Source organism: Arthrobacter sp. B1I2, from assembly GCF_030816485.1.
Lineage (GTDB): Bacteria > Actinomycetota > Actinomycetes > Actinomycetales > Micrococcaceae > Arthrobacter.
This window is the reverse complement of sequence record NZ_JAUSYC010000002.1, coordinates 26,236-46,473: the sequence shown is the minus strand read 5'-3', so window position 1 is coordinate 46,473 and position 20,238 is coordinate 26,236. Positions and strand designations below refer to the sequence as shown.

Here is a 20,238-nt window from a genome sequence, read left to right as displayed (position 1 = left end):
GTGTTATCAGGCTGTCGGCATCCCAAAAAAGGCTCCCACAGCCTGCAAAACGCCCTCGGCAGCGAGATTGGAAGACACACCGCCAGCCAAGGAATAACCGCCAGCGCGGAGTTTAGACACGAAATTGTTGGTCTTTTCGGCTGGGCTGGAACCATCCGCCAGAACAGCGGATCGCAGGTCCTCTGCTGCTTCGCGCTGCAATCCAAGCTCCACAGCTGCTTTGACCAGCGAATCGATATCACCCTTTTTTACCACCGCCTTTTGTTGGATATCTGATCCAGCGGCGATGTTGTTGCCGTCACCGTTGATGGTGAAATGGAAGTTATTTGTCACTTGTTTTACCTCGGGATCATCAGTCGTCGGTCCACCTGGTTCGCCAGCTGTAGGAGCAACTTGCTCCAGTTCCAAAGCGAACTGGAGAGCAGTAGTACGAACAGCGTCGATGATGCCAACGATTGCGTTTTGGGGAATGGCTTGTGTCGCGCCGATGAGCTCCATCATGTAGAAACCCGCTCCGCCCTTCTTCTCCGCCACGTGCCGGTTGTATTCATTCACCATGAAGGGGTCCCAGCTCATACTGGGATTCTTGTCGCTGGCTCCAAGCAATTCGAGGTCCGCAACGGGTTGACGAATCGTGGCCCTAAACCAGCCGTTAATGAAGTCTTCCGGGAGGCCGACATAAGAAACAACATTGGTCGCGCGGCTGCCGACGGGTCCTGACCACACGCCAGTGACCGGCGTCGGGAAGGGACCCCTATATCCGGGCACTGGATCAGTGCTTTTGTATCCAAACAACTCTCGTTGTGACCAGGCACCCAGTTCCTCTGCCCTGAGACGAAAGGCAACCGTCTGAACCTTCCTAAGCAGGTTTGCGGTAGTAAAGGTCCCATCACTAGCAGCATCGATAATCTCGGTCAGCTTGGTCATGTGGCCAATTCTCTCCTGCGCAAGGTGCAGATCGCCCTACTGGGTTACTAGCGCGTGCTGTCGCGTTGCTCTGCGCTCTTCGCGAGGTTGTTGTCGCGGCATCGCAGCGGTCCCATTTCCTTGGAACTGGGACACTGGAACGGACTAGGCCAGCCTAGGATCAGGACTATCTGCCGCCTTGGCGCCACCTTGGCGCCACCTTGGCGCCGACTTCTGCGGGACGGGAACCTTTTCGGATCCTGCGGACACTACAAGGCATGAGGCTAATGGGGGAAACCGACGAAGACCTGTGGCGCGAGTGCATCGCAGGCGACGCTGACGCATTCGGGGTCCTGTTCGACAGGCACTCCGATGCAATCTTCCGGTACTGCCTGTCCCGCTGTGGTTCCTGGCATGACGCGGAGGAACTCGTCTCAATCACGTTCTTGGAGGCGTGGCGACAACGGAACAGGCTCAAACCGGAGAGGGACACTCTGCTGCCGTGGCTGCTTGGCGTGGCAACGAATGCGAACCGCAACCGTGCCAGGGGATCGCGGAGGCATGCCGAGTTCCTGGCCAGGCTCCCGCACTCCGATCCCCGCCACGGACGCAATGAAGCGGACCATGCAGAATCGGTTGCATCGAGGCTTGATGCAGAACGTGCCGTCCGCGAGTTACTGGACACGACCGCTGGCCTAAACGACGGGGAACGGGACGTCGTTGTCCTCTGCCTGATGAACGGAATCGGTCAGGAAGAGGCAGCTAAAACCCTCGGCGTCCGAATCGGAACAGTCAAATCGAGACTCTATCGCGCCCGCACCAAACTGGCGGCGATGAATCAAACACAAATGCCCGCCCAACAACTCGACACGACGATCGTTGAAGCGAGGATGTCATGAACCTGCCTGAAGTGACTTACCCGAAAGACACGAAAAATCGTGTTCAGAACCTCCTCGTCCAGGAGGCCCGCCGGAACGCCAAAACAGCGCCGCGGTGGCGCAAACCGGCAGTACTCACCTTCGCTGGCCTGGCACTGGCCGGAACAACGGCCGCCGGCGTTTACGTGGCCTTGGCGCCGGTGGAAGACAAACGGGACATCCGGTGCTACTACCGGGCCGACCTTACGACCCCAGTGCAAGGCGCTCCCGGCGACACAAGGCCGCCGTACATCACCACCGGGATCTTCATCACCGGATTCGACGCAAGGAACAACCCCAACCCGGACGACAAAAACGCCGGCATGCAACAGGTCAACGACCCCATCAACCAGTGCAGCCGCGTATGGGACATGGGAAACATGAACCCATATGGAATCAACAACGACATCATCCCTGACGGCTTTCTGTCTCCTCCAGATGGCCCACCGGGTGATCGCCCACTCCGTGAGGGGGCTGACAAAGACCAGAACGGCAAGCCCCTCTGGCCAGGGCCGGTCAGCATGGCCCTCGGCAACTATGTCCCGTTCCTGACCGCATGCGTCGTAGATAACACCGTCGCCGTCATTCCCGGCCCCGCTGAGGTCTGCGCCCAACTCGGTATTCCAACACTCGCCGAAACGCTGAACGAGAAGTAATCAAGAATCACGAGATGAGTATCGCCCGACTGGCCTATGGGGATGCCTGCTCGGCCTGGGCACCTGTGATTGGCCTTGATTCCCTTATAGCAGTCCAATCATCGTCAAAACCGGTGGGGGTGCATGTTTTTGTCAGTGCAGGTGGCTAGGGTGAATCAAATGCCTGCGGGCTGCAAAAAAGGGGGACCCATGCCGCTGGTGGCGTTTCTTGACGGGGAACGAATTGAATCCTACCTAGCCACGGAGGAGCGCTGGGATCAGGTTAGGAGCGTGTACAAGAGTAGGTCCCTGCTCATGCGCTGCGGGGTTCCTGGAATCCCTCGCACGTCCAGACGCGGCCTCAGACACTTTGCCCACAAGGCCGGCGTGCAATGCGGCCTCGTCGATTGCTGGAACGAGTCACCTCAGCATCGCATGCTCAAAACGCTGATCGCCCAGGCGGCCCGGGATGCAGGCTGGCATGTAAACGTCGAGTGGAGCACAGAGGGACGGGCGTGGACAGCGGACGTCTTGGCAGAGCGCGATGGCAGGCGCCTGGCGTTGGAGGTTCAATGGTCGCGCCAGGACGCCGGAGACTTCAGGCGCAGGCAGGATCGTTATGCCGCTGACGGCGTGGAGTGCTTCTGGTACGTTCACCGGCGAAACAAGGATGAGGCCAGGCGCTCCGGCGTGCCCCACGTCGTCTTCGAGGGCGACGATGCTCCATTTGATGTCCTGGCGGAAAAAGCGTTCCAGCCAGCAGCATCGACGAGTCTGCACGCCCATGTCACGGCTCTCCTGCTGGGGCTGTACCTCGACCGGATCCAGGCGCGGATCACCTCGGTGACGATTCATTACCTGAGCGAGAACTGCTGGGCCTGCAAACGGCCATCCACAATTTGGAGGATCAGTGCAGCGTCCCTCCAGTCCCGCTGCCAGGAGACGACCGACGCCGCCCGGACAGACTATCCTTTGTGGCCAACCGAACGCATCGAGGCTCTCGTCGCTGGCGACGTCGCAGCGGTTCTGGGCAAAGGCAGCCGTCCGCCGCTGGCTCCATTGCGGATGCACCATTCAAAGAAGGCAGACAAGACTTACCTGGCTTACGGGTGTGCGCATTGCAGGGCAGGCTTTTTCGGGGACGGCTTCCTGGAGCTGGAGACCCGCTGGCAGTCAGCGACCATCCCGGTGACGGCCCGAATTCCCCTGGCTGATGGAATCCTCACGCAGGTCCATCTGTGTGCGGACAAGGGCTTCGGACCATGCGGCCAGGAGCCGTCAGGGGGCCAACAAGCAACCTTTGACGGCTACATATCCAGTCAACACCAGCGCCGGCATTCACCACGCACACGCGCAGCAGACGTTGCGCTGGTGGGAACGGATATCTCCGCAAGAGACGCTGTGGCCCTCATGACCGGTCACCGGTATCCGGACCACGGGGAATCAGCCTCCAGTTCTTGGTCCTCGTCCCGGAGGAAGGAAAAGCCACAACCAACCGGCACCAACTCCTGCGACTGGTGCGGCAGACAGCCCCACCCTCAATACGAGTGCCTTTGGCGCCAGCTCAGGGCGAAAGCAAACGTAGGCCCTGGCTACCGGCATTATTCGGATAAATTTTATGAGGGCATCTCCAGGGGAAGGACCCCTGAAGATGAGGGCACGGCGATAATGAAGCGACTGCTTGATCGGTGCGTGCCGATTCCACGCAGCCAGACCGATGGCGGCAGATAGGGAACGGCAGGCAGCGTGAAAGACAGATCCACCGTCATATGGAACAAGCATGCCTACAACGCAGGAACCTTACTTAGCCGGCATCACCTCCCCCACGTCCTTCAGCACCGGCAGGAGACAAGATACGAAGGCGTTGTTGGCCCACTGAACAGGTGGGTTGACCACATCCGGGTTTCCACACAGGAAAGCGTCCCTTATTTCGATCCGCGGGCGGCGACGGAGGGAGCCGACGTACTGGTTCTATTGCAGGACCCGTCCGGGGAAGCGCAACTGGGTTCGGGATTCATCAGCCGGGACAACAATGACCCAACGGCACATAACTCCACACTCGCCGCTGAAGCCGGCGGCCTCCCCTATTCCAGGTCGCTGCACTGGAACGTCGTCCCTTGGTGGGTCGCAAACCCGTCCTTTGCACCACGGAGTTTGGCTGCCGAAGCGCGCAGGGCTGCTCCACTGCTGGCTGAGTTGATGGACTTGTTGGAGACCCGCCCGAAGGTGGTTCTCCTTCTAGGCAAGCAAGCACAGGAGGCCTGGTCCCAGCTGCTGCTCGGGGCTTCTCCTGATCTCAAGGGGCTCCCGATTATTGAGGCGCCGCACCCGAGTCCGCTCGCTTATAACAAGACCGATGCGCGCACAGGCAAACCCAACAGAGTACTGCTACAGGAAGCCTTCGCTCAGGCGACAGCGGTATCCCAAACGAACGCTGTGTGAGACCGGGGGCTAAATCCCCACCGCGGTCAGTTCCCGCTGAAGATCAGCTGTTCTACCTGCTCGGGTTCAATGCTGAGATCTTGTGCCCATTCGGTCATACAAGCCGTGTACTGGCGGTAGCTGCCGGCGCTGTACCAGGTAAGCCACAGGGGCCCGATCTCTTTGCAGTGGTTCCTGAACCATCCCGCGACGATGCTGTCCATGATTGGGGTGGTTACTACCAGGTCTGAAGCCTTAGTAGCGAAGCTGATGTACTTTGTCGCGAAGGCGGGTCCCCACTGAGCGAAGAACCTTCGATCGGCTCGTCGTTTGTCTACGACATACTCAAACGCAGCAGCCCCACCATCGGCCATCGCGATCCGGGCGAGGGTATGTAACTCGACGGCGAAATCCTTTCCGTTCTCCAGGTCCGTGTTCAAGCGGATGACTCGCTCCGCCCGGTACGGTCCAAAGCCGGCCTTGGCGTAACCCCAGAGGTAGCTGGCGACGTAGGCGTCGAGAGCCGAATCGGGGCCATCCACTTGCTTGAACGCCTCCAGAACGCCAGCGCGGTCAATGGGATTTGGAAGTGATTCCAAGATGCTCTTGTCGCCGAGGTACCTTTGCCAGTTCCGCTTCTCCCACTCGAAGGCCTCCTGCGGTGGACGGCCCTTCCCGTCCCAGTTCTGGAATCTTCTTCGCAGGTCATCAGGTACAGCCGGCATAATCTATCTCCCCCAGGTAGATGGTTCACTTACTTTCGCATATGGAACCCCGGGGTCAGTGGATGTGACTGGTTTCCAGTACAAGCACGTAATAGCCTCATCGGCTCTTGTCGGACTCTTGGGCGTCGCATGCCTGGTAGTCGGAATATTGACCCTCTAGATCCCTGCGCGGGCGCCCGTAAGCCGTCACCAAGCGCGCAGCCAGGCACGATTCTTCTCTCGGCGCCCGTTGCTAGCCTCCATACGCACGTTTTCCGCCATGCCTTTCGGTACCTGCGGCCACGCCCGGAACTCGCGCCGGAGAGGGTGCCGCTGCCGGGCCGGTGAACCCTTGCCCGACAGCAGCAGTCCCCCGTTAGTGCCAGGGGAAACCCGGGAACCCGTTACGGAGCAGCACAACTACCAGCCGTACGGCGTTGACGATGAAGCTGAATAGCGCCCATGGGGGCTGATTCTTAGAGGTTTTGGACAAAGCGGCCGTCCTTTCAATGACGAGGGGAGAGCCGCTTCCCGGTGTAGGACTGGCTGCCATGGGGCAGCAGGACATAACCTAAGTGTGTATTCCTCAATACAACGCCTGGTGTCAACGGCTCGATCCGACTGACTCAGGACCCGTGAAGCCCGTTGGCGCGGGCTTCACGCATTTAAGTCAGCAGCCTGTCGGGGACCTTCATAAGGCGTCCCTTCTCGGCACACCTCAATTCTGCCGTATCAGTTATCCACAGCCACATTTTCCCGGAGTTTCTGAGGCCTTTTGGGGCTAATGTTGCCGGGCTTGGCTAGTCGCGCTCGGCGCGAATGATGATCAGCTTCTGCCCCTCTTGCAGAAGCATGTCCAGCCTGGCGCGGGCTTCCTCATACGTGGAACCCTCGGCGCTGCTGTAGTCGTAAGCGTTATCTGGAGTGGAGACGGTGCCGGTGAGTATCACCGCACGATTCGAAGCGCAGCCCCTATTTCTAGGCGTTTTCTAGGGGACGAGACCGATTTCAGCCAGCCGGCAACGAGTGTCAACCAGGGGGCTTCACCAGAAGAATTTTTGAGGGACATGAGTAGACAGGGTCAGCGGCCCTGGCATGGGGAACCCACCCGGCCCCACACTTGCCGCTCGCGTGCAGGATGGTCATGACCACCTCGACGGTTGCCTCGTCCACGGAGTTGTCCACGACTTCGAAGACCAGGTGGTGGAGCATCACGCGAACATGGCGGGCCGGGTGAAAAAAGAGCGATCTAACGATGAGGCATAAAGGGCACTAAGAGAGAAACGACCACCGGGACCAAGATGCCCAAGCCGGCACCTATCAACGCCGCTCTCTTATGCGCGTCACGTGCAATCTTTTCCGCCTGACTGATTCCGTCTTGAGTCACCTTTGAGAACGCAGCCAGCAAGCGTTTCCTTGCCTCAGGAGAGGACCGCATAATCTCCTCCGGCGAAGGTGTCGATTCCCCCCTGGATTCATCTTTCGCCAGCACTCTTTCAATTTCCCCGCTCTCCTTCCGGCGGATCCTGCGGAGCACGACTATGTAGATGACCAGGGCCACGACGAACAGTGTGATTCCGATGAGTATCGGGACCCCAGTTTCCGGCTTCAAGAGTCCAAAGATGGTGGCGTAGAGCAGACCTGGGACAGCCAAGATGACGAGGCTCAGAACACCGGCGATAGTGCGAGCTGCAACCTCGCGCCAAAATGTGCGCTCGGTTGCCCACTCGGCGGGCCAATTCCAAGCGCTCGGATTCTCTGGTGGCCGCTGGTCGGTGCTTGTCATGTGAACGAGCGTAACGGGGACAGTACACACGTCCGTAAATAGCTCCCCCGGTTCGGCTGACAATCCCACTTCCTTAGAAGTGGGACGCTCCCAGCGGGACACCAGAAGCATGCACCCAGTCCTGCACTCAGCTGGGACCCCTGCGCGGGCTCTCCCCTGAGGTTAACGAGAGGCCACGTATCAGAAGCCACGGGCCGTACGCGGTCGGGAACTACGAAAAGGTTACGTTCCCTTCATCATCGACCTCGACCCACCGGGTGTCGCCCTTGATCTTGACACCGAGGGCGCGTTCCAGCTTGGGAAGCCAATTCGCGGCGGTCTGATTGATATATCGCTTGCCGTCTATCACTTCCACCGCACGGATGCTGCCAGGTCGTGAACTCCAACCGTTCACGGCACGACCGTTCCTGTATCCAGCCTTAAGGGCAAATCGACGGATTTCTTCGGCGCCGGCGCCCTCGCCCGTCTCGGCGTAGAACCGACCAATGCTGCCGATATAGACCAGCGAGCACATGTCCTGGAACTTCTGGTCCGCCTCTCGGTCGGGTGTGGCCTTCATCGGGAGCGGGTCGGTCAGCGGGTCGAACAAGATCGGCTCGACTGCCGCGGGTGCCCATGTAACGTCCTCGGACCGGCTAACCGGGTTGAAGTCCTCTTCCTCATCGCCGCGAATCGTAATGAGGAACGCCTCGGCAGCAGCGGCAAGTGCTCGACTGAGGGTATCGGCGGTGTACTCGCTCATAATAGTCCATCCTTCATGGTTGTAGTAGGTGTACTACCACTGTTTAGCTTCGTGTAGGACACGATAGCTCATATGCTACGGCGATACAACAGTGTTCTAGTGACCCTGTAGGACCGAGTAGCACATGCATTCACCAGCTTATATATGGGCTTGCCGCCGGAGGGAGCGCCTAACTGAGCGCGCAGCGGGATCTGGCAGATTGCTCGCCCAAGGACAGGGGCGAACGGCTTGAAGCACGTCCAGCTCTTAGCTGGCCACACTGACGAGACGCCTGTGGACGGGGGCCGTGAGGCGGTCGCCTGATTTTGTCGGTGTGTGGTGCTAGTTTGGCCTCGCTCACATCACATTGGTCGTCGCATTTGCGGCGCAGCGCGCAGAAAAGGACGACTATGCCAATTTCGGAGACGGATGAGTGCTGGTTGCTGGCAGGGATGGCCGGCTTTGTGGCCGAGGCTGTCAGTCCCTGGGCGCAGCTATCAATTCGGGGTCGACGGTGAGTCAGCGAGGGGCCAGTCGCCGTCCACGTCGTGACGAGTGGGAGGGGCAGGCCGACTTATTCTCGATCGAGCCGGAGGGCTACGTCTTGGAGAGGTTGGCGAGCCTCGACTGGCCAGCGGCTGACCAATTTCCCGTCAACCACACGGGCGCGCGAGTGCGGGCAGTGGTGTGGAGCGATCTGGTCTCATCCGATTCACCGCTGGTCGTTGCGGGTTTTTCCTCGATTGCCGAACTAGTTGATCTGGTTGCAGCCTGGGATCGAGAGCCTCATGATGCACCAGCGAAGGCGAGAGTGCTGCTCGGCACGGAGCCGTTCGCATCGACCAGGTCCAGCTTCGCCTCCTCGGAGGTGACGTTCAGCGATGAGGTCCGAAAATTCTGGCTTGAGGAAGAGGGCGTGTCCCTGCGGCTGTCTGCGAAGGTTCTCCGCGTACTCAAAGTATTGGATGAGGGCCGGCTGGATGTTCGGTTTGTTGATGGGTCCACGCGACTGCACGCGAAGATCTATGTTGGATCGGACGCGGCGACCACCGGATCGAGCAATTTCACAAGTGCCGGCCTCAGCAACCAGATCGAGGCGAACACCAGATTTCAGCGGCACGCCGATGCGCACCGCTACCGAAGCCTCATCAAGGTCGCGGAGAACTATTGGAATGTCGGGCAGTCCTGGAATGACCAATTTCGTGAGCTGCTGCGCGCCCTTCTTCGGTTTGTCCCTTGGCAGGAAGCGTTGGCTAGGGCGTGTTCTGACCTGTTGGACGGGGCCTGGGCCAAGCGCTATCTGTCCAGCGACGCCGCAGGCTCTCAGCTTTGGCCGTCACAGGTGTCCGGGATCGCACAGGCCCTTTGGATCGTGGAGAATGTTGGCAGCGTCCTCGTTGCCGATGCCACCGGCTCGGGAAAGACGCGGATGGGGGCCCACCTGGTCCGTGCTGTGCGCGACCGGTTATGGAGCACGGGCAGGGTGAGGCGCGATCTCACAGTGCTAGTGTGTCCGCCGTCGGTGGAGAACACCTGGTATCGCGAGGCGGTCTCATGTGGAGTCTCAATAAACACAGTCTCACACGGACTGCTGAGCCGGCAGTCAGAGGACGGACCACGTGCGCAGGAGCTGGCGGTGAAGAACGCGCAGATTCTCGCCGTCGACGAAGGCCATAACTTCCTAAGCCAGGGCTCAAACCGTACTCGTCAGGTCCGGGAGAGCCTAGCCGAGCACGTCCTGCTGTTCACGGCGACGCCGATCAACCGGGGCTCCGCTGACCTTCTCCAGCTGGTCGGTCTCCTGGGGGCGGACAACTTCGAGGACGACACCCTGGATGTTCTAGAGAAGCTCGAACGACGCCGCAGCCAAAGCCTTGAGATCTCATCGGAGCAACAGGAGTTGCTTCGCCGCGAAATCCAGCGATTCACCGTACGGCGCACTAAGCGAATGCTGAACGCCATGGTCGACGACAATCCCGAAGCATATCGGCACCCCGTGACGCGGCGGGTCTGCCAATACCCGCGACACGAGTCCATACCGTATGCCACAGGAGAGAGCCGCGAGGATGAGGCGGCCGCGGCCAGAGTGCGTAAGGCATCGGCAGAACTGACCGGCATCGCTCTGCTCGGGAACCAGATCGCAGTCCCACTAACACTCGCTCAAGACTTCACGGACGAGCGCTGGCTGGAAAGCCGACTCGCGGCCGCCCGCGGACTCGCCAACCACCATGTCGTGACAGCTATGCGGTCGTCCAAGGCGGCACTCATCGAGCACGTCGCCGGAACCGAGGAAGCGGTCAGACTATGTTCAATCCCCAGCGCGTTCAAGCCAAAGCCGACAGGCAACATGCTTGAATCCATCGCCAGGCTCGCCCGCCAGGGACCTCCCGAGATTGTCCTCACTTGCGAAGTGCCGCCCTGGCTCACGGACATCGATGCATGGCAGGACGCCTGCCAGCAGGAAATCGAGCGCTACAGCACGATCCTCAACGCTGCCGAACAGCTGTCGACGACACGCGAACAGACCAAGGCCGACCTCATTACACAGCTCAGCCGGAAACACGCCCGAGTCATAGCCTTCGACCATCACCTCATTACCCTCTCGTCGATCCAACCGCTCATCGACAAGGGCGGCACACCGGTGATCGTTGCAACCGGTGCCAACACGAGGACCCGCAAGGAGGTGGAGCGCGTCTTCGCGCCGGACAGCCACGCCCCTGGGATAGCGCTCTGCTCCGATGCCATGAACGAGGGACTCAACCTGCAGGGCGCTTCAGCTATGGTCCACTTCGACGTCCCAACGACCCTTCGAGTCGCCGAGCAGCGGGTCGGGCGCGTCGACCGGATGGACAGCCGGCACGATGCGATCGAAGTCTACTGGCCACGCGATGGCGCATTATTCGCCACCCGCGCCAACGAGCTCCTCGCGGCCCGCGCCCAGGAAAGTACCTCACTACTGGGCTCGAACCTCCAGGTCCCGAATCTCACGGAGGGGCAGGAAATCGTCGAGATCGAGCAACACATCGCCACGCTGGAAGCTGGTGGCGACGAGTCCTGGGACGGAATCCGCGACGCACTCGACCCCGTGCGCCGGCTGGTTGAGGGACAGGACGGGCTAATATCTCGCCCCGTGTACGAGGAGCACCGCACCACCACGCATCGCGTGCTCGCCCGTGTCAGCCCTATCAGGTCCACAACGCCCTGGGCATTCTTTGCCGTGGCTGGCGTCGGACACGGCGCCCCGCGCTGGATCCTGCTTGAGGGCACGGACGCTCAACCCATCATCGGTCTGGAGAACATCGTGCAACCTCTCCGCGAGAAACTCAGCCACGACCCGCCCAGCCTTCCCTTCGATCCAAGCTGCGAGGAGTGGCTGAACCGATATCTCACAGCCGCCACGCGCTTCGAACGGCTACTCCTTCCACGGCGCCTACTGAGGGCACTCGATCAAATGACTCAAGTCACCGAACATTGGGCAATCAACGCCGCACGAAGGGGAGACCATGAGTCCAGCGAGCGGTGGAGGAAAGTCCGCACACTGGCCGCACCCAGTGACGAGACACACCCTGACCCCTATTTGATAGCGGAGCGATGGCTAGAACTCGTCCAACCGTTACTCAACGAAGCCCGCAGCGCACGCAAGGGCTCTCGCTACCTTCGCCTCAAACACATCACGCCGAAACTCCGCGCAGAGCCGCTTGACATCGAACTCGTTGAGGCAATGTTCACAGGCCTCCCGCTCGGGGCACCACTGGCAAAGCGTGTTACAGCCTGCATCCTGGGTGTCCCCGATGCCACTCCGACAAATGCAGGCGCTTAATTCCGCGGAATCGTGGGAGTCCCGGAACCAGGACGACTTTGGCGGGTTCTTAGAGTTAAGGGTCATGGATCGGAGTGTTCCATTTCCTTGAAACCGGGGACACCCATCGCTGGACCGTAAGCATTCTGTGCCGCTATGCCTAGTCAATGTCAGGGGCTCCTGAGAGACTGGCTGTCAGGAACTCCTGACAGGAAAGGTCGGACAGTGGGCTGGATTTCAAACGACAACGAACACGAGGGGTGGGCTGCCTGTGTAGCGCCTGATGGACGGTTATCTTCCTCGTCTTCAGGTGAAGGAAGGCTCGTCAAGGGTGTATCCGGGCGGTACAAGCGGGACAAGCTGATGACTGACTACGAAGTAGTTCCCGATGCAGAGATGATGGGCTGGCGTGGAGCCTGCGATTGCGGCTGGCAAGGCGAGATGTGGAAAAGAGTTGCTTCGCCGGCCGATGCTGACTTCGGTGAGCGTCGGGACTACGTTGCGCTGGAGGATTTCGCTGACGCCTCTCGAGAGGTTGAAGACGCCATCCACGATGAGTGGAAGGCCCACATCGCCCCATCGGAAGCGATCCTAAGTGTTGCAGCAGCTGCGTGTGAGCACAGCCAGGCCGGCCAGAGGTTGGATAAGACCGTTGCCGCGGCGAAGGCGGCGGGAGCCTCCTGGGCGGACATCGGCCGTGCAGTCGGGATCAGCCGACAGTCCGCCCACGAACGTTGGGCCGATAAGCAGTAACGCGGGGAAACTCGCTACACGAAGAGCTATCACTCACTCCCCCGCGGCTACCTTCCCGCCGTATACCGGCTTGTCCGTAACCTGAGCGTCCCAGAAGCTATCTCAAAAGTAGAGCTGCGTTACGCCGCTGCGGTTGCGACTTCTGGGACGTCATTCCGGCTAAGGGCCCGGGTCAGTGAGGAGACACTGACGCTGAGTATCTGGGCAGTCTCCTTCAAAGTTTTTCCTTGACTGCGCAGCTGCCGGGCGGCCTCGGTTTTAGACGGAGTCATCGTTCGAGGCCGGCCACCAAGCCGCCCACGTGCTTTCGCCGCCGCCAGGCCGGCCTTTGTCCGTTCAGACAGCCGAGACCGTTCGTACTCTGCAAGGGATGCGAACATGTCAAAGATCAGCTTGCCGTGTGCGCTGGCAGTATCCAGCCACGGTTCAGCGAGAGACCGGAACCCTATCCCCCGCTGCCCCAGCACCGTCACAATGTCAGCCAGATCTGCGGTACTCCGGCCCAGTCTGGTCAGGTCAGCAACTGTCAGAACATTGCCTGGCTGCAGGTAGCCCAGGCATTCCTTCCACCGCGCCCTCGCCTGAGTGGCGCCGGAAGCGTACTCCTGAAATACACGCACGGCCCCTGCCGCAACGAGCGCATCCACTTGAGAATCCAATGACTGTCCCCGGGTGCTGACCCTCGCGTAACCAATTACGTTGCCAGACACGTCAAAAAGCCTCCACTGTGGGTTTTGACCAGTTTTCATTTCGGAAACCAGTTCTGACCAACGATATGAGTGCTTTTGCGACATTTTTCGGAGGCTTGCCGGATGCAGGTCAGAAACGATCGATATCTTTAGTCGCGCGCGTTCGACGCTGTGATTACGGGGCGCTTCCGCTCTGGACAATGTCCAGGACGTGCACCCGGGGAGTCTTTGGTCCTCGAAGTCCGTCCGAAAATCGTGATTCACTCGAGATGGTGTCGCCCACGGATCGGTCAACCTAGATGACGTGGGTTCCTTCGATGAGAAGTGGAAGCAATTCCGCGAGACTTTGGATTGTCCCCTTACCTCTGGTGCCCTCCCGGTTGAGATGGATGGCTTGTAGTCCCGCGTTCCGGGCTCCTTCGATATCAACTCGGTAGTTGTCCCCGACGTACAGGGTCTGGGCAGGCGATAATTGCATGCTTTTGCAGGGCTCTGCGAACGCTTCTGGGGCCGGTTTGGCGTGGTTGGTAAGTTCCGAGCTAAAGATCCGGTCTATCAGCGGTTCGAGGCCTATCCTGTTGATTTTCGAGGTCTGCTGGTCGTGGTTCCCGTTGGTGACGACGCCCACGGGCATGCCGGCGGCCCGTAGATCCAGCAGGGCGGGTGCCGCGTCCGGAAACGCTGTCCACGCTTCCTCGTATTTCCTGAGATAGACGGCGAAGAGATCGTCGAGCTGGGTATCCGTTTTGGGAACGGCAAGCCCGGTTTGAGGGAGGAAGTCGCGGAGCCGCTCACGGCGCTGTTCGTGGAATGAGAGTTCCTTGGTGAGGAACCGGTCGTAGTTGACTTGCTCGATCTCAAACCACGAACGCGTCAGTTCGTCGGACTGCTCCGTTCCGAGATGTCGGAGGAACGCATCCACTCCGGCGCGGACAGACGTCGGATGATCGAACAGGGTGTTGTCCAGATCGAATAGGACGGCTCGAATTTCCACTCGCCAAGCGTAGCGGGCCCATCGTGCACCACCGCTCAGGCTCTGGAAGGTCAGTTGTACATCTTTGTGCCGGACGACGTTCGCCCCCGTCACGCTTCCTCAGTGCCCGCTGAGTTCCGACGCCTTGCGTGTCCCAATGCGAGGGCCAGTTGGTGTCTGAGGCGTTCAATTTCTGCGGTTAGCTCGCGGTTCCGTTCAAGAGATGCGGTGAGGCGGGCCCGAACGGAGCCGGTGCTTGCGCTGCTTCGGCTTGCTCTGGGTTGGCGTGGACGGTCGTCGCGCAGTCCGATGATGTCCGCGCGCAGGTCGGCTTGGGTGTAGAGCCAGGAGCGGGATACTCCTGCGGCCGCGGCTACGGCTTCGAACGTGACGGCGCCGCCTTGGTTTTCTAGTTCACGCAGTGCCGCTACGGCTTTGGAGCGGGTGAGCTCGTGCCGGCGTTCCGCGGCCTGCCGGATGTGGCGGCTGTTATCTGCCCGCACGGTTGTTTTCCTCGTGCAGATGGTCAGGGTTGGCGTGCGTTTCGTTGTCGAGAGTTTGGATGATCCGGTCCAGGTTGCCGAGCACCCGGGCGTTCATTTCGGCCAGTCGCTGTTGGCCGCGGGCTTCGGCGGCGGAGATGATCTGGACGACCTGGGTCCGGTGTTCGCGGTGTTGCGGGAGGAAGTCGGCGGTGGTGATGAACATGGGACAGGTTAGACAGGCGTTGGCGTGCGGGCAGGTTTTTTGCACCGGGAGGCTGCAGTAGCCGTTGGGCAGTGCCTGGGTCGCCCTGCCGAGGCGCTGTTTGGACCAGGCGGCCTCGGCTAGGGGCCCGTCGGGATCGAGTTCGACGACGCTGCCGGATGCGTTGACCTTCCGTGCAGCCTCCCAGTGCCGCCGGATGGTGGTGTCGCTGAGTCTGGCGTAGTGGGCGGTCATCTGGTGGGAGTCGTGGTCCAGGATTCGGCGTACGACCTCCTGCGGGACGTCGAGGTTGATCAGTCTGGTACCCAGCGTGTGGCGGAAGCGGTGCGGGCTGACCACCGCAGGGGTGCCATTTTCATCGGTGACGTTACACTCCCTGACCCATGACCGAAGAGCGTTAGTGTATGAGCTTGCGCTGATGTGTCCGGCGCCGTAAACGTCCACCCGGTCATGGGCGAAAAGAAGTCGCGTCCCGGAGTTGCCCGTGCCGTTGACGTAGCTGATCTGCTCCGCGATGGCCCGTTCGAGTTCCTCATCGATGGGGACGAGCGCCTCGCGTTTCATCTTGTGGTTCAGATACCGCAGATACGGGGCACCGTCCTTGTCCCGAGTGATGCAGTTCTGGGTCAGGGCCACGGCGTCGCTGATCCGCAGCCCGCACCGGATCAGAATCACGGTGATCAGTCGGTGATGTGGGCTGGCCATTTTGGCGAGATTTTCAGGGTTTTCCAGCTGGGCCATGACGTGTTCACTCAGGGCCCGGGGTTGCCGGACCGTCTCTTTGGGATAGTCCTCGGTGTAGATCTGTGCCGTACTGGGCAGATCGGTCACCCAGCCATGGCGGCGCATGGTGAGCAGGAAGGTGTTGAACTGTCCGATCCGGATCCGGTGTGATGGTGCTCCGGCGCTGTGGGTGTGCAGGTAAGCCAGAAACCCTTCGATCACCTCCCGGTCTATGTCGGCGGTGCCGGTGACCGGGATCCTCGTTGAATCCAGAAAGGCGTTGAAGCTCTCCACGGCTTTGGTTCCCAGCACCGCGGATTCAACCGTCAACCCGGTCGTCAGCCGCCAGCGGGCCCATCGTTTGGCTAGCTGCTTCAGCCAGGGCCGGGTGATGTTATCGAAGTGGACAGTGACCTGGCTGCGGGCGGCGATACCGAGGGCCCTGGCATGCCAGACGTCCTTGGGGAACTCGGTCTCCCACGGCGCGGCGCCCAGGGAGGGCCCCGTCCGGACCGGCAGTGGGACGTTTCGTGAGGGCACGGGATGCAGAGTGGTCATATCGTCACCGTCCTGGAGGCGAACCAGCCCGCATCGGCCAGTGCGCGGCGGGCATCATCGCTGGAGATATGCGCATAGGTTTTGACTGTTGTCGTCAGGCTCGCATGGCCCAATAGTTTAGAGACCACCTCGACCGGGACGTTCTCCCGAAGCATCCGAGTGGCATAGGTGTGCCGGAACCAGTGCGGGTCGAACGCGATGCCCGTCTGCCGCCGGAGCCGCCGCACCAGGTCATGGACGGCGGCATATGTCATTGCTTGCCCGTAGGGCCGGCCCCACAGGTTGACGAAGACGTAGTCGGAATCCAGGTCACCGTATTCGACGTCGAGGTAGCCGGCATACAGCCGGATCAGTTCGGCGGCGACGGGGACGGTTCGCGAATGCGGCGACTTCGCACGCGCACCATTGGTGTTATCGCGCCGACGGACAGTGATTTCCCGTTCGGCCACGGCGATGTCCTCATGCCGGAGCCCCAGGGCCTCACCGATTCGGATACCCGCGTCATGGAGCAGCGCGAACAGCAACCGGTCCCGGCGGTGCTCGCACGAATCCAGAATGCTTTGGACCTCCTCGGGGGCCAGCAGACGGGGAATCCTTGCCGTCACGGGAAGCTTCACCACCCGGCGCTGTTTCGCCGCCCCCTTGCTGATGTGGTGCAGGAAGGGTTTCCAGCCACCCTGTCGGGCGGAAGGGTCCCAGCACGTGATCAGCTCGCCGAGGTCAAGGCCATGTCGGGCGGCATGTTGATAGAAGATCGAGACGGTGGAAAGTTTGCGGTTCACCGTCGCCTCGCCGCAATGGTGCCCGATCGTCGGAAGCACCGAAACGACCTGGCCACGCATGTCCGGCGGACGTCGCAGCCACCGGATGAACGCCCCCACGTCTTCCAGCTTCACCGACTGCCAGTCGAGCCCGTATTCGTGCAGGAAAACGAACCAGTCCTTCAAATCGTGGGCGTGGGCCTTGATCGTGTTCGGTGACCGCTCGGTTTCGGCCAAATACCGGAGGTAACGCTCCGCCGGTTCCACAACACCGGCCACGCCGACCACTGTGTACGACACCGCATTGCTTGCCGGATCCAACACCTTCGATACCCGCATCGCCGCTCCCGTCAGCTGCCTCGTGGACGGACAAGACGCTAACCCATCCACAACGAAGCAACCAGAGCCTCAAACCCCCGTGAACTACATGACGGACAGCCTGAAGACGACTCAAGATATCGGTCGTTATTGACGTGTCCCCGTGATATCGCGTCCCATCTCCACCCTTCCACCGCTGCACTTCAATCCACCTCCAGAACGTTCGTCATCGAACAAGCCGTATTCAACGTTCAAACAGTCCGAGAACGCGGGACCAAATTAGCCCCCTGAGCGGCAACCGAAGACTTCGCCCACAAACTCCTGCTGATCGAGGGCGAGACGAACGCCAATACCGTTATCGGCGAGACTTTGACGAAGGCAACGCGGCAAGCCTTCGCGCCATCCCCCATGCATGCATGCATGAACGCAACCATGCATGCGGGCTAGCGTGCTGTCAGGACAGCAGGCAGGCAGGCAAGCCGTTCGGCGCGCATGCTTTCGCGCGTGCCAGCATGCTCGCAAGCGCTCCGGCCCCGTTCCTCCCCCACCAGCATGGACGACACCGGAGGTCACGAGACGATGATCGCGAGGCTGCAATTCGCCAGGGGCGGGGCCCGAGCGCGGGTCGGGCCGGGCTGACGGCAGCAAGGGTGAGTGGATTCCCGAGCCAGACAGCAAGCCTTCCTTCATGAATGCATGCACTTCCGCCTTCCTTCAGAAATACAAGCTCCGCCCGGGCATGACGACTTCCGATGTACCATTCCTTCTTTCATGCATGAATGAAAGAAAGACAGAAAGCGCCGGTCCGTCACTGGGAACGGGCATTCATTCATGCCAAAAGATTGACGAAGTTTTCGAAGCTGCAACAGGCTGGCTTGCCTGCATTCATGGATGAAGCTTCGGAGCCACGGCAGTTCATGGACCTCCTGGGTTAACTAATTCCCGATCTCGAAGATCTCGCCCGAGCGACGATGGAAGGCGTGCATTCATGCATGAAAGGCCTGCGGGAAATGAAACCCGGGTCCACGCGAGACAGCGTTAACCCAAGCAAAGCTGGTGGCCAGCCAGCTTGAGCGCAAGCGTGCAGCCCCGCATGCCGCCATGCATGCCTGCATGCATGGACGCGGGCATGAACGCCAGCTTGCATGCATCCTCGCATGTTGGCACTGGAGGAAGCATGCAGGGATGTAGTTGGATCCTCGCTACCAACTGGTCCGCTCTGACACCGAGTCCGACCCCCGTCCAGATCATCCTGCTGACATGGCGGTCTTGCATTCGTTCATGCATGACTGCAAGCACGAAGGACGCGCCGCAGGACTGAGGACGCCCGGGCCTGCACGTGAATCGCCCCTGACCCTGGTGGGGGAGGGGAGTGGTCTGCGTGCCCTTGGCGCCGACAACGACCGGCAGGAGAAGAATGCTGCATCCATGCGTGCATAATTCCATTCATGCATGAATGAAAGAAACCTGTCATGCCAGTTTGATCAAAGCGGGGGCGTGGTCGGCGTGGCTCCTTGAAACGCACAAGTCCCCCCGGGAAGCTGGAACCCATGCAAACAATCATGGTTTACAGCGAGTCAGGTGGCGCCACCAAGACGACGTCAGCTGTCTCTCTCGCCGCTGTAACTGCCGCCTCGGGACGCAAAGTGGTCCTCGTTGACCTCGACCCCCGTGCCGCCGCAACCAAGTGGATCGGGGTAGAACCGAAGGAGTCTGGGCTCCACGTCGGTGCCATCCTGGGCGACCCGGACCCAGAGGGTTGGGCTGAAGACCTAGCCGTGGAGTCCAGCTGGTTCCCCAACCTCCGCGTCGTTCCGTCTGCCCGCAGCGTCTCCAACCGTGAAGCAGACCGGGCCGATCACGCAGAGCTCCGCCTGAAGACATCCCTGATGGGTATCGATGCCGACGTCGTCATCATCGACTGCCCGAACCGTCAGGGTGGGCCGCTTACTCTCTCCGCGCTCAACGCAGCAGACACCATCGTGTACGCCGCCGGCGCAACGGTGGACGGTGTCGATGGGGTAGCGGGTGCCCGCCGCAGCGTTGAACAGTTCCGCACCTCACGCAAGCGCATCGGTGCGCCCGACAACCTCCATGAAGCCGGCATCATCGTCGGCGCCGTTGCCTCCACCGTCATGTCCAGAATCGCGGTCGCCAGCATCGAGGAGCTGCGGGAGACCGGGATGCTGCTCACCCCGCTGGTTCCGCACCGTACCATCGTCCAAGAGATGCGCATGACCCAGGAGTGGTACGGGGAGTACCGCAAAGGCCTGCCGGTAGTGGAGGCCTACACCGAGCTGATGAAAGAGATCATCCGATGACCGAGGCAAGCGTAATCAAAGACCGACCCGCACAACTGCGCCGCCGGCCCCGGCCCGCTCCGGATGAGACGGTGGACCCTGTCGACTACAACCCGGCAACGCATTCCCCGGCAGCTCCCTCCGCAGCCCCGGTCCAGGCTGAGGCCACCCTCGTTAGTGGGGGAGGAGAGAAGGATCCGACCGAAGAAGCAGCGCCGGCTGCGGTTCATGCTCCCGCAGCTGAGCCCGTCTCAGCGCCAGAACCAGAGGCTGCAGTGGAGACGTCGGTCCAGGCAGTACCTGCCCAGGCTGCCCCTGCAGAGGCCGCGGTTCCCTTCGAGTCGCTGGCACCAGCTCCTGCCCGCCAGGCCTCCAGAGGGTCAAAGGTCAAGGCGACTACGAACAAGAAGTCCCAGCGCCGCGAGGTCACCTTCCCGCTGAGCACGCGCGTGTCCCAGGAGATCCTGGATCTGCTCTACGACGCCCAGGAAAACGAGGGCGTCACCCTGCGAGACGCGATCGAGCAGGGTGTCCGAATGCGCTGGGGCTCCAACCGCTAACCCCGC

General features: G+C 60.8%; 20 protein-coding genes. 9 read left to right on the top strand and 11 right to left on the bottom strand.

Annotated elements, in window-relative coordinates; all coding sequences use genetic code 11:
* Positions 1-6: 6 nt before the first annotated feature.
* On the bottom strand, positions 7-927 hold the full coding sequence (locus tag QFZ57_RS20195; protein WP_306901694.1) for an AbiTii domain-containing protein: 921 nt from the start codon (positions 925-927) through the stop codon (positions 7-9).
* A gap of 266 nt (positions 928-1,193) precedes the next feature.
* Between QFZ57_RS20195 and QFZ57_RS20190 the strand changes: the two genes are divergently transcribed.
* From QFZ57_RS20190 to QFZ57_RS20175, 4 genes are all read left to right on the top strand, one after another.
* Positions 1,194-1,805 carry an RNA polymerase sigma factor gene (locus QFZ57_RS20190; RefSeq protein WP_306901693.1) on the top strand — a complete coding sequence of 204 codons (612 nt, stop codon included), beginning with the start codon at positions 1,194-1,196 and terminating at the stop codon, positions 1,803-1,805.
* Positions 1,806-1,816: 11 nt separating this feature from the next.
* Entirely contained in the window at positions 1,817-2,479 is a 663-nt protein-coding gene (locus QFZ57_RS20185) for a hypothetical protein (protein WP_306901692.1), read from the top strand.
* Positions 2,480-2,602: 123 nt separating this feature from the next.
* Positions 2,603-4,189: a competence protein CoiA gene (locus tag QFZ57_RS20180; protein ID WP_441296750.1), complete on the top strand. Its 1,587-nt coding sequence runs from the start codon at positions 2,603-2,605 to the stop codon at positions 4,187-4,189.
* Positions 4,190-4,204: 15 nt separating this feature from the next.
* Positions 4,205-4,900, top strand: coding sequence for a uracil-DNA glycosylase (locus tag QFZ57_RS20175; protein WP_306901690.1), 696 nt, complete (start codon positions 4,205-4,207; stop codon positions 4,898-4,900).
* Positions 4,901-4,926: 26 nt separating this feature from the next.
* On the opposite strand, the gene QFZ57_RS20170 is transcribed toward QFZ57_RS20175, so the two are convergent.
* From QFZ57_RS20170 to QFZ57_RS20150, 5 genes are all read right to left on the bottom strand, one after another.
* Positions 4,927-5,604 (bottom strand): 8-oxoguanine DNA glycosylase OGG fold protein, encoded by a 678-nt coding sequence (locus tag QFZ57_RS20170; RefSeq protein WP_306901689.1) that lies wholly within the window; start codon positions 5,602-5,604, stop codon positions 4,927-4,929.
* A gap of 779 nt (positions 5,605-6,383) precedes the next feature.
* Positions 6,384-6,533 carry a hypothetical protein gene (locus QFZ57_RS20165; protein ID WP_306901688.1) on the bottom strand — a complete coding sequence of 50 codons (150 nt, stop codon included), beginning with the start codon at positions 6,531-6,533 and terminating at the stop codon, positions 6,384-6,386.
* Positions 6,534-6,612: 79 nt separating this feature from the next.
* Positions 6,613-6,795 carry a hypothetical protein gene (locus QFZ57_RS20160; protein ID WP_306901687.1) on the bottom strand — a complete coding sequence of 61 codons (183 nt, stop codon included), beginning with the start codon at positions 6,793-6,795 and terminating at the stop codon, positions 6,613-6,615.
* A gap of 37 nt (positions 6,796-6,832) precedes the next feature.
* On the bottom strand, positions 6,833-7,369 hold the full coding sequence (locus QFZ57_RS20155) for a hypothetical protein (RefSeq protein WP_306901686.1): 537 nt from the start codon (positions 7,367-7,369) through the stop codon (positions 6,833-6,835).
* A gap of 211 nt (positions 7,370-7,580) precedes the next feature.
* Positions 7,581-8,111: a hypothetical protein gene (locus QFZ57_RS20150; protein ID WP_306901685.1), complete on the bottom strand. Its 531-nt coding sequence runs from the start codon at positions 8,109-8,111 to the stop codon at positions 7,581-7,583.
* Positions 8,112-8,763: 652 nt separating this feature from the next.
* On the opposite strand from QFZ57_RS20150, the gene QFZ57_RS20145 reads away from it, so the two are divergent.
* Both QFZ57_RS20145 and QFZ57_RS20140 read left to right on the top strand, forming a co-directional pair.
* Complete coding sequence (locus tag QFZ57_RS20145; RefSeq protein ID WP_306901684.1) at positions 8,764-11,910, top strand: SNF2-related protein; 3,147 nt, start codon at positions 8,764-8,766, stop codon at positions 11,908-11,910.
* 342 nt (positions 11,911-12,252) lie between these two features.
* Positions 12,253-12,642, top strand: coding sequence for a hypothetical protein (locus QFZ57_RS20140; protein WP_306901683.1), 390 nt, complete (start codon positions 12,253-12,255; stop codon positions 12,640-12,642).
* Positions 12,643-12,761: 119 nt separating this feature from the next.
* Here QFZ57_RS20140 and QFZ57_RS20135 read toward each other — a convergent pair whose 3' ends face one another.
* The 5 genes from QFZ57_RS20135 to QFZ57_RS20115 all read right to left on the bottom strand — a co-directional run bounded on the left by QFZ57_RS20135 (position 12,762) and on the right by QFZ57_RS20115 (position 17,393).
* Entirely contained in the window at positions 12,762-13,352 is a 591-nt protein-coding gene (locus QFZ57_RS20135) for a recombinase family protein (protein ID WP_306901906.1), read from the bottom strand.
* Between the two features lie 274 nt (positions 13,353-13,626).
* Positions 13,627-14,325: an HAD family hydrolase gene (locus QFZ57_RS20130; protein ID WP_306901681.1), complete on the bottom strand. Its 699-nt coding sequence runs from the start codon at positions 14,323-14,325 to the stop codon at positions 13,627-13,629.
* Positions 14,326-14,414: 89 nt separating this feature from the next.
* Positions 14,415-14,807: a DUF6262 family protein gene (locus QFZ57_RS20125; RefSeq protein ID WP_306901680.1), complete on the bottom strand. Its 393-nt coding sequence runs from the start codon at positions 14,805-14,807 to the stop codon at positions 14,415-14,417.
* Positions 14,794-16,293 carry a tyrosine-type recombinase/integrase gene (locus QFZ57_RS20120; protein WP_306901679.1) on the bottom strand — a complete coding sequence of 500 codons (1,500 nt, stop codon included), beginning with the start codon at positions 16,291-16,293 and terminating at the stop codon, positions 14,794-14,796. The genes QFZ57_RS20125 and QFZ57_RS20120 overlap by 14 nt, the downstream gene beginning before the upstream one ends.
* Entirely contained in the window at positions 16,290-17,393 is a 1,104-nt protein-coding gene (locus QFZ57_RS20115) for a site-specific integrase (RefSeq protein ID WP_306901677.1), read from the bottom strand. Before QFZ57_RS20115 ends, QFZ57_RS20120 begins: the two co-directional genes overlap by 4 nt.
* 1,239 nt (positions 17,394-18,632) lie before the next feature.
* On the opposite strand from QFZ57_RS20115, the gene QFZ57_RS20110 reads away from it, so the two are divergent.
* The 3 genes from QFZ57_RS20110 (at position 18,633) to QFZ57_RS20100 (ending at position 20,232) form a co-directional block, all read left to right on the top strand.
* On the top strand, positions 18,633-18,812 hold the full coding sequence (locus QFZ57_RS20110; protein ID WP_306901676.1) for a hypothetical protein: 180 nt from the start codon (positions 18,633-18,635) through the stop codon (positions 18,810-18,812).
* Between the two features lie 110 nt (positions 18,813-18,922).
* Positions 18,923-19,693: a ParA family protein gene (locus QFZ57_RS20105; protein ID WP_306901675.1), complete on the top strand. Its 771-nt coding sequence runs from the start codon at positions 18,923-18,925 to the stop codon at positions 19,691-19,693.
* Complete coding sequence (locus QFZ57_RS20100; protein WP_306901674.1) at positions 19,690-20,232, top strand: hypothetical protein; 543 nt, start codon at positions 19,690-19,692, stop codon at positions 20,230-20,232. Before QFZ57_RS20105 ends, QFZ57_RS20100 begins: the two co-directional genes overlap by 4 nt.
* The last annotated feature ends 6 nt before the right edge of the window (positions 20,233-20,238 follow it).